This is a genomic window from Methanolobus sp. WCC5, from assembly GCF_045690325.1.
Taxonomy (GTDB): domain Archaea; phylum Halobacteriota; class Methanosarcinia; order Methanosarcinales; family Methanosarcinaceae; genus Methanolobus.
The window spans coordinates 1,639,351-1,652,485 of record NZ_CP146981.1; the positions used below are offsets into that span (position 1 = coordinate 1,639,351).

Below are 13,135 nucleotides of genomic sequence, written 5' to 3' on the forward strand. Positions count from 1 at the left end.
AGGGAAATATTCACAATGGAGAGGGATTATGGCAAGTACTCTGTATAAAAATATATTTATTGCGACCGACGGATCCAAACAAAACAGGAAAGCAGTTCAACACAGTATAGAACTTGCAAGACTGAGTGGAGCAAAATTATATGCAGGATATGTTGTCGATACTGCAGCTTTTGCTTCCATACCAATGGATGCAGGATGGGAAATGATGTACGAACTCCTTGAAAAAGAAGCAAACGTAGCAACAGACTCGGTTGAAGATCTTGCAAAGGAAGCGGGCATTGTTTGCGAAACGGTGACCCTTGAAGGAAACCCAAGCCACGAGATCATTGAATTTGCTGACAACAATAACGTAGATCTGATAGTCATGGGAACACTGGGTAAAACCGGATTTGACAGATTCCTGCTTGGAAGCGTAGCAGAAAAAGTTACCAGGAACTCAAAGGTACCCGTACTTGTGGTACGGGGTGACTCCGAAGAGGAATGAAAGGAGTTATAACATGCCAAAAAACATTAAAGTTTCTGATATAATGAGGAAGGAAGTAGCCTATGCTACCCTCCCTGGCTCAAGAGATGAGGTCCATACACTCCTCAAAGACAAAAGAGTATCCGGAGTGCCTGTATTAAAAGACGGGAAGATCGTGGGCGTGGTCAGCAGGGCAAACCTCCTGAGAAATCCTGAAGAGGAGCAACTGGCTCTGCTAATGACACGCAACCCCATTGTCATTGATCCTGATGTAGACATAACTGTTGCAGCAAAATTGCTTCTGGATAACAATATCAGAAGATTGCCCGTGGTAAAGGATGAGAAACTGCTGGGCATTATTTCCGTAGCAGATATTGTGGCTTCTATTGCCGAGATGAATATTACGGACCATGTAGGACAGTATCTGAATCCAACGGTTGTGCCTGTGTGGACAGATACCCCGTTAAACGTAGCTGCAAGGATAATGGAGCTTGCAAAGTCAAAAGCTGCCCCTGTAATTGACAGCAACCTTGAGGTAGTGGGCATAATAACAGACAGGGACATCATCAGTGCCAGCGTCATAGAAGACTCTGTGGAAATGTCAGACATGTCTAACGGTTCTGACGATGATGAATGGACATGGGAATCCATGAGAGATACCATGAGCATCTACTACAGTGTCTCCCGGGTGAAAGTACCTAACATACCCGTAAAAGAAGTAATGGTTGCAGATCTTGTGAAGGCGGCTTATATCTCAGGGGTAAGTGAGTGTGCACTGAAGATGAAGAGGAACAAGATAGACCAGGTACCAATTGTCAATGCCAATCAGAGATTCCTTGGTCTCCTTCGCGACCGTAACCTCATGAAGGCCATCATAAACCAGGAATAACTGCAGATTTTCGGGTAATACCAATATTTACCCGGATATTTTTTTCTTTTAGTTGGTTATTATGGAACGACCGTTCATATTCATAAATTCTGCAATGTCTGCAGATGGCAAAATATCTACAAAGGAGAGAAAGCAGGTAAGAATATCCGGCCCTGTCGACTTCAACCGTATGGATGGACTCAGGGCAGGGTCAGACGCCATCATGGTGGGAATTGGGACAATTATGGCCGATGACCCAAGTCTGACGGTGAAATCTGCGGCCCTGAGGAAAAAGAGAATGGACAGGGGACTTGAGGAGAACCCGGTAAGAATCGTTGTTGACAGCAAGGCACGAACCCCTGAGGATGCAGATATTTTTAAAAAGGGCTCAGGAAAGCGTATGATCATTGTCTCGGAATCAGCCCCGAGTGACAGACTATCAGTGCTTGCAGAAAAAGCAGAGATCATTGTTGCAGGCAAGGATATCGTAGACCTCACTCAGGCCATGGAAGAACTTAAAACCAGGGGTATAAAAAGACTGATGCTTGAAGGCGGAGCAACACTGAACTGGGGAATGTTCTCTGTCGGACTTGTGGATGAGATCTACACCTTTGTGGGTAACCTGATAATAGGAGGAAAGGATGCCCCCACCTTTGTTGACGGGGAGGGATTCCTGGAAAATGCCACTATTAAACTCGAACTGATAAATACCGAGAAAATAGAAGAAGGTGTGCTCCTGAAATGGAAAGTACATTATGATAAGTGAATTTTATTTTTTATACATCGCTTTTGTGCACTATCCCCAAAACATCGCACAAACTATAAATCAGTAAAGGATTATATAAGACAGACAAAGGTGATACCATGAACAAGATAATCCTGTCCGCAATAGCTATCATTGCCTTACTTTTCATCACTGCCGGACTTACGGGAAGCAATAATGGGTTAACAGATGACAGTGCGATCCTTACTGTTACCAATATACAGGAACTGGATGATGCAATCGAAAAAGGACCGGTACTGGTGGAGATAGGTACAGACAGATGCCCGGCATGTATCGCATTAAAGCCAATTCTGGTGGATATTGCAAATGAGTATGAAGGAAAAGCCACCGTGGCATACATAAATGCCGACAGGACAGGAGCCCTTGCAGCAAGTTTCAGGATATACTCCATCCCTGACTCATTCGTCATTGCCCAAAGAACTGACCAGGGTTATGTCTATATGGGCACTGACGGGCAGACCACAACTGAGCGCAATAAAGTAAGATTCTTGGGGCTCACAGGAAAAAGAACACTAACCAATGCCCTTGATGCAGCAATCGAATACAGGAAATGAGCGTGGATATGAATGCTTGAAACAAGCACAGTCACCCCTTTGGCTTCGTTCTTTGCAGGTGTGCTTAGTGTGCTGTCTCCCTGTGTACTTCCTTTGCTTCCAATAGTGCTTGCCTATTCCACCGGCCAGAGTAAACTTCGGCCCCTGGCAATAATCACAGGGCTTACCATATCATTCACAACAATGGGAATTGTAGCTTCGGCTTTTGGAGCCGTTTTTTTGCCTTATATAGATAAGCTCAGGATAATTGCCGAAATTACGATAATCTTCATAGGGCTTGGAATGCTCATGGAAAAGGACATGTTTGGCTTTCTTTCGAAGTATACGGGAAAGATCCGGACATCAGGTATGCTACCAGACGGTGAAAAGGGACTCTTTGGAGGACTTGCCGTAGGAATGGCACTGGGAATAGTCTGGATCCCTTGTGTGGGACCCATACTGGCTTCCATACTGACAATAGTGGCACTGAAAAGCGACATTTACTATGGTTCAGGCCTGCTTTTCATTTATTCGATAGGTTTTGCCATCCCAATGCTGATCATTGCTTATTCTGCAAAAATATCAGGTGACAGGCTCAGCAGATTGTCAGGGTTTGACGTCAAATTGAAAAAAGCGGCTGGAGCCATACTTGTAATTGCAGGGCTGTGGATGATCTACTCCAGCCATCTCGTTGCTTAACTTCTGGTGATAAAATCTGAATGGACCACATCCATCTCAAAACCGGGAACATAGTTCTACAAAAGAGTGAAAGATAAAGAAAAGTAAAGAAAAGGTAAGTGAAGATAAAAAAGTGAATGTGTTCAGTCAATTACACATTCATCATCATTTGCTAATGCAACAAGTTCATTGATACATGCCACAGCCATTGGTGTTCCTCCACGTGTTCCCACACATGTGATGGAAGGCACCGGTTCGTTCCTGACAGCTTCCTTTGATTCTGCAGCATTTACAAATCCAACCGGAGTGCCTACGACAATTGCCGGCTTGATGCCATGCTCGATCATCCTGCAAACTGCAAATGCTGCAGACGGTGCATTGCCAATAGCCACAATAGAACCTTCAAGGATATCCCTGCATTTCAGGAAACCTGCTGCAGTCCTTGTGATGCCGTATTTTTTAGCAAGTTCTGCGTCCTCATCCCTGTCAAGTACACAGATTACCTCACAGTTATGGCTTCTCTTTGTGATACCGGACTTGACCATGTTGATATCAACAAGTATCGGAGCTCCTTTTTTGATAGCTTCCACACCTGCTTTAATAGGATCATTGACAAAGCGCATGATGTCTGCGACTGCCGGATCGCCTGTTGAGGTCACACAACGCTGTTTTACACGATCCTCAAGAGTCTCATCCCCTACGAGTTTGCGGGCGATGTTGCGGCTGGTCATGTAAATAGCCTTGGCCTCGTCGGTCTGTGATCCAAGGTCAGTGCAGATAGCAACCAGTTCCGGATCGATCTCGGTTGTCATTTCCACAAGTTCTTCGATACTTGCGTCGGTCTTTTTTGCTTCAGTAGTCATATTTCCTATGATACCCCCTGGGAGTGATTATCCTTTTGCCATATGGCGACTCCCATATACGGGAATCATTTGTCGTGATAAGAATGGTGGTGCTCATATCGACCCAGTCATTGTATTCCATGACATCTCCAAGGGTTGTGACAATGTAATCCTGGTCCTCGTCCCTCAGGGCATTCTTTACAAGTCCCACAGGTACAGAATCGTCCTTGTGACGTCTGATTATTTCAATTGCCCTGGAAAAATTGGATTTGCGCTGCCTGCTCTTTGGATTGTACAGGGACATCACAAAATCAGCTGATGAAGCTGCATCGAGCCGTTTCTCGATGACCTCCCACGGAGTGAGAAGATCACTGAGGCTGACCGTACACAGGTCATTAACAATAGGTGCACCCAGCACACTGGCTGCTGCTGTGATGGCCGTGACACCAGGCAGTACCTCAACCTCAACATCAAGACCTGCGTGTTCTGCCACTTCAAGGACCAGTCCTGCCATACCATAGACATTTGCATCCCCGCCACTTATCATAGAGACTACGTTATTCTGTGCAAGCTCAACTGCCTTGCGTGAACGGTCAACTTCCTTACCCATGGCACTGCGAACTATTTCCTGCTTATCCAGCAGGCTTGCCATCTGGTCAAGATAGGTGCCGTTGCCGACAATATAATCCGAGTTCAGTATAACGTCCCTTGCCTTTACGGTCAGATGATCCACTGAACCCGGTCCTATACCAATGATGTAAAGCTTTCCTTTTGCTTCACTCTGCGATTGCGATTGTGACCCTACCATATACCTTCTTCCTTAGTATCAATTGCTTTTTTTCCGACAACGACAATGCTGCCGGTTCTGCCACACCTGTAAGCCCGAAGCGTGCTGCCTGCGAAGCCGATGGCGTATCATAGTTATTCAATTCCTCGTGATCTATGAACCTTATACCTATTCCGAGAATAGCTGCAGCCTCGTGGAGACCAGCCTCATTCTCTTTTAGTTTTGCAGATGCCAGTGCCTGTACCTCATCGATGCTCCTGCCGGCCTCAGCAAGTGCATTGTATATCGCATCAAGGGCTTCCTGACTGCTTATACCCCTCCGGGCCCCTATACCTATGATCATGGACCTTCAGCCTTTTCCTTTTTCAGGACAGAAACATCGTCCCCTACAATGACTATTTTAGGACCCTTTATCTCAAGGACCTCAACATCGCCGTCAAGCAGAGCGCAGTTCACCTGTACAGTGGAAGGCTTATTGACAATATCACAGCCAAGTGTTTTTGCAATACCCTCCACAGAATTGCGGTTATGGACTTCTGTTGCAGTAGTAACGACCGGGATGGGACCTATCTGGGCTATCTTCCTTACCACTTCATTGCCACCGTGGTGACCTCCGAGAAGAGGGATTGCGAAGTTCATGTTCGAATCCACTACCACCACTGCCGGATCCTTCCACTTATCCTCTATAAGAGGAGCAATCTCACGAACCACGATACCTGTGGCAAAGACCGCCACTATTGCATCATAATCCTCAAAAGCCCTCCTGAAGATATCCTTATCGTATATCAGGACATCAGCGTCCAGATGTCCTGCCAGGCGCTCTGCAACCCCGAGATTCCTCTCAAAGGTTATGACAGCGGTTCTTGTGCCACTCCGTATAGGTAAGACCTCCCGTAATTGCCGTATTCCACAGGTTCAACTACCCCGCCGATAAGGATCATAGCGGAACGCTTGATACCTGCATCACGGACCTTGCCTGCAATATCTGCAACAGTGCCTTTTATTATCTGCTGGTCAGGCCATGATGCATGGAATACCACCGCCACTGGCGTATCAGGTGAGTATTCCACTTTTTCCATGATCTCCTCTATCTTCTGGGTTCCCAGGAAGACAGCCATGGTGGCATTATGCCTGGAAAGTTCCTTTATCTGGTCCTTCTCAAGGGTCTTGCCTGCCGGACGTGTGATAATAAGCGTTTCAGAAACATCGTTCAGGGTAAGCTGGGTCTGCAATGCAGCTGCCGTGGCGAACACAGATGATACACCCGGTATGATCTCAACTTCCACATCGAATTTCTTCAGCTCCTCTATCTGTTCAACGATGGAGCCGTAGAGTGACGGGTCACCACTGTGTAATCTCACAACCTTCTTTCCTGCATTGAGACTGTCCACTATGAGCTTATTTGTCTCATCAAGAGTGAGCCCGTAACTGTCTATCTTCTCACCTTTAGAATAATTCAGGACTTCGGGATTCACAAGGGATCCTGCGTAGATTACAAGGTCAGCCTCTTCCAGAAGCTCTTTGCCCATAACTGTGATGTACTTGGCATTTCCCGGGCCTGAGCCTACAAAATAAACCTTCTTAGCTGTCATCTGGATTCTCCTGCGATCATTCCTTTTCCGCGAATATGATACTGAAATAATTGCCTTTTTCAGGGATCTTCTCCCTTTCTGTTATGATAACTTCCTGCGGGCTGAAAAGACGCTCACAGAAAGTGAATTTGCTATATCCTTCCTTTTCATAGGAGTCGATGATCTCGACCGGCCTGCTGGCCTTCAGCCTGATCCTGTACCTGCTGTCTGAGCCATCGCTTACCTCAAATGATGAGTCGACCTCTGATCCGGTCTGTGCCGCAAATGAGGTTATTGAGCTGATGCCCGGAATTGTTGCAGTTTCAACATCCGGATAGAATTTTTTCATAACACGCTTCAAGTGAGTGAAAGTTGAGAAGAAGTTTGGGTCACCTATAAGGCCAAAAGCCACAAGATTATCCTTTGATTCTTCTGCAAGCATATCAGCATTCTTTTTCCAGACAGCATTGAGCACGTCATAATCGGTCAACATGGGAAATTCCAGTATCTCCGACTCTGCATATGGTGCCACCAGGTCTGCTGCAAGGCGACCGGGAACGTATACCTTATGTGCCTTCTTCAGGGTTTCAACGGCTTTCAGTGTGAGAAGCTCCGGATCCCCCGGGCCAAGTCCTACTCCAACAAGCATTTTTATCACCAATTTAAAGATCAATTAAAATTCAGGTTATTTTGATATTACATAGATCAGGATCATAACATGATCATTTTTTATTCGCCCTGCCAACGACAATATATACAGGATTCTCCGGCTTGAACATGGTTTCACCGGTTATCGGCACTCCACGTGAGACAATTACATGCAGTACCTCATCGAATATGTCAAGTTCTTTCATCTTGTTTATTACATTTACGACCGTTTCGATCCTGACAGCATTCACCACAATACTCCTGGCATTCTTCCCGGCAAGCACTTCAAGCACACGGGAAATATTTTTGGTCCCGCCAATGAATGCACAATCTATGGAGCCTGCATCCTGCTTTTCCAGTATCTGGGAAGATTCACCGGAAAAGACTTGTGCGTTGGTAATCTTAAATGCTTCGAAATTCTTCTTCGTTACATCTATAGCCTCATCCCTTGCATCCATGGCAACTATGCTGATATCACGCACCATTTTTGAAGCTTCTATCGATACGGCCCCGGTACCACACCCGATATCGAAGAATCTGCAACCGTCCGTTAAATCAAGTTTAGATAGGGATACTGCGATAATCTCCGGTTTTGTGGGGCCGCCACTTACGTGCAAAAGTTCTGTCATGTTCCACCTAACTAAGAAAGACTTGAGTTATTTACTAAGATGACTGGAGTTAAGTAGATATAATTTGCCCTTCATAAAACTGTTGCATTATTAAGACATAGTATTTACTTTCAAAATATTCAGGATGGTTGCAATGGAGAACAAAAAGAATGCAAAGAAATTACTGGTACTTGGTACTGCATCAGATGTCGGCAAAAGCATAATGGTCACAGGCCTGTGCAGGATCCTTTCCAGGAAATATAAGGTTGCACCATTTAAGGCCCAGAACATGAGCCTGAACTCATGGATCACAAAGGATGGCAAAGAGATAGGTATCGCCCAGGCCATACAGGCAAAGGCAGCCGGTGTTGAGCCCACAGCAGATATGAATCCGGTCCTCCTCAAACCCAAAGGTGACAGGACATCACAGGTAATCGTACTTGGAGAACCCTATGCGGACAAATCCGCAGGCAACTATTACGATTCCATCGAAGAGATGCATGGCGTACTCCGGGGAGCCCTTGAGAGACTGGAATCCGAATATGAGCTCATAGTCATGGAAGGAGCCGGAGGAGCCGCAGAGATCAATCTTTATGACCGTGACATAGTCAACATCGGGACCGCACGCATAACCCGGGCGCCCATCATACTTGTAGGTGACATTGAATCCGGAGGAGTGTTTGCAAGCCTCTATGGTACAAAAGCACTGCTTCCGGAAGATGTCAGCAAGAACCTAAAAGGGTTTGTCATCAACAAGTTCAGGGGAGACCCTGCAATACTGGAGCCGGGGCTGAAACAACTTGAAGAACTCACAGGCGTACCCGTACTTGGTGTCCTCCCTTACTACAAGCTCAAAATACCTTCCGAGGACTCCATGGCGATCCGGAAGAAGAAAGGGAGGGCAGAAACAGAAAGCATAAATGACGTTGACATTGCAGTGATCCGTCTGCCAAGGATATCGAATTTCACTGACTTCGAGCCACTGGAAAGGATAGCAAAGGTCAGATACACAGACCTTGACGAGGATCTGGGAACACCGGACTGTGTGATCATTCCCGGAACTAAGAATACTGTCAGCGACCTGCTCGATCTTAAGGAAAGCGGTATGGATGAGCAGATACGCAATCTAAAGGGCAGGGCAGTTATCTTCGGAATTTGCGGAGGATACCAGATGCTTGGAAAGATAATCCACGACTCCGGAGTGGAAAACGGTACAGAGGCCGACTATGAAGGCCTTGGACTGCTGGATGTTGAAACATCTTTTGGCGAATACAAGAAAAAGACCGTACAGGTCAGAAAAGAGATCGTAGCCGAAGGACCTATCTTCAGGAACATCAAAGGGAATGAGATATGGGGCTATGAGATACACATGGGCGCAACAAAGACACCAAAGACTGTGTTCGGAGATGACGGAAGCATCGATGATAGCGGCACTGTGGTGGGCACATACCTGCACGGACTTTTTGAGAACGAGAACATACGTCATGCCCTCATGATATATCTTGCAGAGAAGAAAGGAGTGGAATACCACCCGGAAAGCGTCACAACCGAAGATGAAGCCTATGATGAACTTGCAGAGGTTGTTGAAAGCTGCCTTGACATGAAAAAGATATACGAACTTATCGAAGAACAGGAATAGTTCCTGTATTCTTTATCTGCAATTCTCTATTGCAGATCATTTTTTTACACCAGGTATATTTTTTAACATCTAACATATTTTTATATACACTGTGTTTTTATATGTAATGTATTTTTTACATTTTTACATTTGATATATTTGTATATCTGATATATGTCAGTTGATGTTAATTTTCAACATTGAATGCTCTAAGATCCTGCATAATGGTAATTCAGGGAACTTTACATTAATCGCATTAGCTCTTGCTTTCCGGGCACAGGGATAGCTGGTAAACGACCCCCTTATCAGGTTCTGAATATCCGAACATACTGATTCTTGCCGCATAGATATAAATTCACCATGGCTAGTATCAAAAGTCAGTCAAAATTTATATATAGGTGATTAATGATTGTAGGTATATCTAAAATGTATATGCTAGCAAAAGGTGATAATATGCAGGAAAAAACACTGGATTTCATCGAACCCGAAACATCTGTGAAGGTGTTGAAAGTCACTGGACAGAAATCCTCAAGAAAGAGGATACTTGACATGGGACTAACCCCCGGAACAAGAGTGGAGGTCATCCGCCGGGCACCATTGGGAGATCCCGTCGAGTTCAAGCTGAAGGGATACAACCTGTCCCTGAGGAAAAAAGAAGCAGAAACAGTCCTTGTTGAGATCATAGAATGAACGGAAAAGACAGGAGAAAGACAAGGATGGTGACCGAATGACAGAAAAGATAACAGTTGCCCTGGCCGGGAATCCGAATGTAGGGAAGACCTCCATATTCAACGCAATAACCGGCTCAAAACAACATGTGGGCAACTGGCCCGGTGTGACCGTTGAAAGAAAAATGGGTAAAAGGAAGCACAAAGACGTTGAAATGCAGATCGTGGACCTTCCCGGAACCTACAGTCTCACGGCATATTCCCTTGATGAGATAATAGCACGTGACTTCATCATTGAAGAAAAACCTGATATCGTGGTGCAGGTTATAGATGCAACAAACCTTGAAAGGAACCTTTACCTGACAACCCAGTTGATGGAACTGGGAACCAGGCTGATAATAGCGCTCAATATGACCGATCTGGCCCTTGCAAAAGGAGACAGCATCGAGGTGCAGAAAATGCAGGAGTTCCTCGAGGTACCCGTGATATCAACCATTGGAAGCAGAGGCGGAGGAATAGAGGACCTTCTGGACTCTATAACCGAAGAGATACACAGGACACGAACAAATGAGAACATCTTCATTTATGACGTGGAAATTGAGAAAAGTGCAGAGGAACTGGGAAATGTCCTTGCAGAGGACCCTTATTTTTCACATTATCCTTCACGCTGGTTCAGCATGAAGTTACTTGAGGGAGACGAAAATATAATAAAGAAAGCAAAGGAGAGTGAAAACTACCCGCAAATAAGGAAAATACTACAAAGGACCGATGCCGACAGTTTTGAGGCTAAGATAGCCGATCAGCGATACAAGACCATACAGACAATGCTGAGGCAGGTATGTAACATCAACACAGACCGCCTCAGTGGTTCAGACATGGTCGACCGTGTGGTTACCAACAAATACCTGGGAATTCCCATATTCCTGTCTTTGATGTGGGCGGCCTTTGAAATAACATTCACTTTTGCCACGCCCTTCATGAATATAATAGACATATTCTTCGGATGGCTTGCAGAAACTGCTGCCGGTGTGATAACTGTTTCATGGCTTGCCTCCCTTGTCGGGGACGGCATGATAGCAGGTGTCGGTTCCGTACTGATATTCCTTCCGAATATCCTGTTACTCTTCTTCATGATATCGCTCATGGAAGACAGCGGATACATGTCAAGAGCCGCATTTATAATGGACAAGGTCATGAGCAAGATAGGGCTGCACGGCAAATCCTTCATCCCGCTCATAATGGGATTCGGGTGTAACGTCCCTGCCATAATGGCAACACGCACCATCGAAGACAGCAGGGACAGGCTCATCACGATACTGATCGCTCCTTTTGTGTCATGCGGCGCAAGACTGCCGGTGTATGTGCTCCTGGCAGGTGCCTTCTTTGGTAGGGACGCTGGCATTGTGATCTTCGGCCTGTATGCCCTGGGCATATTTGTTGCGCTCATCAGCGCAAAGCTCATGCGCAGCACCATCGTAAAAGGAGAGGACACACCCTTTATCATGGAGCTGCCCTCATACAAGATCCCCACATTGAAAGGCAGTCTCCTGCACATGTGGGAGAGAGGCAAGATCTACATCAAAAAAGCAGGTGGCATAATACTCATCGGTGTTGTAGGGGTCTGGCTCCTTGCATCCATACCGGCTCCCGGAAGTGGCGGCACCTTTGCTTCAGAAGAGATATACGGCACCACAGATTCCATGATAGGCTTCATCGGGCAGATCATAGAACCTTTGGTAGCACCGCTTGGATTTGACTGGAAGATCGCAGTTGCGCTGATGTTTGGAGTTGTTGCCAAGGAAATTGTGGTAGGCTCATTGGGAGTCTTATACGGAGTTGGTGACAATGAGGACAGCCTTAGCGAAATACTCGCAGCCGGAGCAATGACGCCTCTGGCAGGCCTGGGCCTTATGGTATTCACCCTGCTGTACGTACCGTGCTTTGCCTGTATAGGTGTTATCAAAAGGGAAACAGGATCCTGGAAATGGACAGCCTTCCAGTTGCTCTACGGCACAGGACTTGCGTGGATCTTCGCATTTGTATTGTACCAGGTGGGTAGCAGGATGGGTTTGTTTGCCTGAATCATTAAAGGAGAGTGACAGAGATGGAACAACACTACGGAAAAACTGAAATCACCTTTGCTGCACTTGCCGGGGTGCTGTATACAATATCAGGGATATATCACATAGCTGAAGGGATTGGTATAGATATCGGAATATATGAAGGGATGGCAGGATCATTGTTCATCCCGGGGGACATACTGGGAGGATTCTGCCTTGTTGTCACAGGAGCAGTATTCCTTTACGGATTCAAAGAAATGATGCAGGGAATAAATGCAGGTGTGTCTTTCCTGTATGTCGGAATACTCATGTCCCTGGTATTCATGATGGTCTACCTGCTAATAATGGGAGGGAACCTGCTTGATTCATTCATAGTCCCTGAAGATTACGAAGGATGGAGCATAATGGAAACATTCAGGCCGGGAATCTACCTGGGAATACTTTCAGTTGCAGGGCTGTTGTACTGGAGAAACAGGTTCTCCCTGCATGAGGTGCTGGCTTTGCGGGAGGGAGCATAATGGTAATAGGGTACAGATTCTTCCTCAGAAGACTTGCCACGATGATGGATTCAAAAGAGAACCTGACGGTCAGGACAATAGCTGACCGTCTGAGCCTGAGGCATGATGAGTTCAGGGACCTCCTTAGCATAATGATAACAAAGGGAGACATTGAATGCATTACAGAGAACATGACCGGATGTTCAGGTAGCTGCCCGGGATGTTCAAAGACCTGCAACCCCCGCACATCAGGCCCCGGAAACCTTACCGTGAGATCCTACAGACTCACAGATAAAGGGAGGAGAAGCTGTGGGGAAACGGGCTGACCGGATCTGCACAGCATATCCTCTTTTTCCTTTTCACATTTTGGCCTCTAACTTTCTTTTCTGACATTTGCCGGTGAAAGACTGACATTCCCTATTTACTTTTTACACAAAGCCCGATTAGCCATAAGTTTTAAATACAATTGAGCATTTTTAACCATTATTGTACAAACATATACATTAATGT

17 protein-coding genes are annotated in these 13,135 nt (G+C 45.9%); 10 read left to right on the plus strand and 7 right to left on the minus strand.

Features of this window, described 5'->3' with window-relative positions:
- Positions 1 to 28 precede the first annotated feature (28 nt).
- From V7O64_RS07890 to V7O64_RS07910, 5 genes are all read left to right on the plus strand, one after another.
- Entirely contained in the window at positions 29 to 484 is a 456-nt protein-coding gene (locus V7O64_RS07890) for a universal stress protein (RefSeq protein ID WP_407354885.1), read from the plus strand.
- Between the two features lie 13 nt (positions 485 to 497).
- Positions 498 to 1,352, plus strand: a complete 855-nt coding sequence (locus V7O64_RS07895; RefSeq protein WP_407354886.1) for a CBS domain-containing protein — start codon at positions 498 to 500, stop codon at positions 1,350 to 1,352.
- Between the two features lie 61 nt (positions 1,353 to 1,413).
- Entirely contained in the window at positions 1,414 to 2,097 is a 684-nt protein-coding gene (locus tag V7O64_RS07900; RefSeq protein ID WP_407354887.1) for a 2,5-diamino-6-(ribosylamino)-4(3H)-pyrimidinone 5'-phosphate reductase, read from the plus strand.
- 98 nt (positions 2,098 to 2,195) lie between these two features.
- Positions 2,196 to 2,669 carry a thioredoxin family protein gene (locus V7O64_RS07905; RefSeq protein ID WP_407354888.1) on the plus strand — a complete coding sequence of 158 codons (474 nt, stop codon included), beginning with the start codon at positions 2,196 to 2,198 and terminating at the stop codon, positions 2,667 to 2,669.
- A gap of 12 nt (positions 2,670 to 2,681) precedes the next feature.
- Complete coding sequence (locus V7O64_RS07910; protein WP_407354889.1) at positions 2,682 to 3,347, plus strand: cytochrome c biogenesis CcdA family protein; 666 nt, start codon at positions 2,682 to 2,684, stop codon at positions 3,345 to 3,347.
- Between the two features lie 122 nt (positions 3,348 to 3,469).
- Here V7O64_RS07910 and V7O64_RS07915 read toward each other — a convergent pair whose 3' ends face one another.
- From V7O64_RS07915 to cbiT, 7 genes are all read right to left on the minus strand, one after another.
- Positions 3,470 to 4,189: a precorrin-8X methylmutase gene (locus V7O64_RS07915; protein WP_407354890.1), complete on the minus strand. Its 720-nt coding sequence runs from the start codon at positions 4,187 to 4,189 to the stop codon at positions 3,470 to 3,472.
- Positions 4,179 to 4,976: a precorrin-3B C(17)-methyltransferase gene (cobJ, locus tag V7O64_RS07920; protein WP_407354891.1), complete on the minus strand. Its 798-nt coding sequence runs from the start codon at positions 4,974 to 4,976 to the stop codon at positions 4,179 to 4,181. The genes V7O64_RS07915 and cobJ overlap by 11 nt, the downstream gene beginning before the upstream one ends.
- A complete protein-coding gene (locus tag V7O64_RS07925) occupies positions 4,945 to 5,298 on the minus strand; it encodes a cobalamin biosynthesis protein (RefSeq protein ID WP_407354892.1) in 354 nt (117 codons plus the stop codon). Before V7O64_RS07925 ends, cobJ begins: the two co-directional genes overlap by 32 nt.
- Entirely contained in the window at positions 5,295 to 5,771 is a 477-nt protein-coding gene (locus tag V7O64_RS07930; protein ID WP_407357293.1) for a cobalamin biosynthesis protein CbiG, read from the minus strand. The genes V7O64_RS07925 and V7O64_RS07930 overlap by 4 nt, the downstream gene beginning before the upstream one ends.
- Before the next feature lie 32 nt (positions 5,772 to 5,803).
- Positions 5,804 to 6,547, minus strand: a complete 744-nt coding sequence (cobM, locus tag V7O64_RS07935) for a precorrin-4 C(11)-methyltransferase (RefSeq protein WP_407354893.1) — start codon at positions 6,545 to 6,547, stop codon at positions 5,804 to 5,806.
- Between the two features lie 16 nt (positions 6,548 to 6,563).
- Positions 6,564 to 7,175: a cobalt-factor II C(20)-methyltransferase gene (locus V7O64_RS07940; protein WP_407354894.1), complete on the minus strand. Its 612-nt coding sequence runs from the start codon at positions 7,173 to 7,175 to the stop codon at positions 6,564 to 6,566.
- A 73-nt stretch (positions 7,176 to 7,248) separates the two neighbouring features.
- Complete coding sequence (gene cbiT, locus V7O64_RS07945) at positions 7,249 to 7,803, minus strand: precorrin-6Y C5,15-methyltransferase (decarboxylating) subunit CbiT (protein ID WP_407354895.1); 555 nt, start codon at positions 7,801 to 7,803, stop codon at positions 7,249 to 7,251.
- A gap of 133 nt (positions 7,804 to 7,936) precedes the next feature.
- On the opposite strand from cbiT, the gene V7O64_RS07950 reads away from it, so the two are divergent.
- The 5 genes from V7O64_RS07950 (at position 7,937) to V7O64_RS07970 (ending at position 12,951) form a co-directional block, all read left to right on the plus strand.
- Entirely contained in the window at positions 7,937 to 9,421 is a 1,485-nt protein-coding gene (locus V7O64_RS07950) for a cobyric acid synthase (RefSeq protein ID WP_407354896.1), read from the plus strand.
- A 432-nt stretch (positions 9,422 to 9,853) separates the two neighbouring features.
- Positions 9,854 to 10,090 carry a ferrous iron transport protein A gene (locus V7O64_RS07955; RefSeq protein WP_407354897.1) on the plus strand — a complete coding sequence of 79 codons (237 nt, stop codon included), beginning with the start codon at positions 9,854 to 9,856 and terminating at the stop codon, positions 10,088 to 10,090.
- A 37-nt stretch (positions 10,091 to 10,127) separates the two neighbouring features.
- Complete coding sequence (gene feoB, locus V7O64_RS07960) at positions 10,128 to 12,149, plus strand: ferrous iron transport protein B (RefSeq protein WP_407354898.1); 2,022 nt, start codon at positions 10,128 to 10,130, stop codon at positions 12,147 to 12,149.
- Positions 12,150 to 12,172: 23 nt separating this feature from the next.
- Positions 12,173 to 12,646 carry a hypothetical protein gene (locus V7O64_RS07965; protein WP_407354899.1) on the plus strand — a complete coding sequence of 158 codons (474 nt, stop codon included), beginning with the start codon at positions 12,173 to 12,175 and terminating at the stop codon, positions 12,644 to 12,646.
- The gene (locus V7O64_RS07970) at positions 12,646 to 12,951 is read left to right on the plus strand and encodes a FeoC-like transcriptional regulator (protein ID WP_407354900.1); all 306 of its coding nucleotides are present in this window, start codon (positions 12,646 to 12,648) and stop codon (positions 12,949 to 12,951) included. Before V7O64_RS07965 ends, V7O64_RS07970 begins: the two co-directional genes overlap by 1 nt.
- Positions 12,952 to 13,135 lie beyond the last annotated feature (184 nt).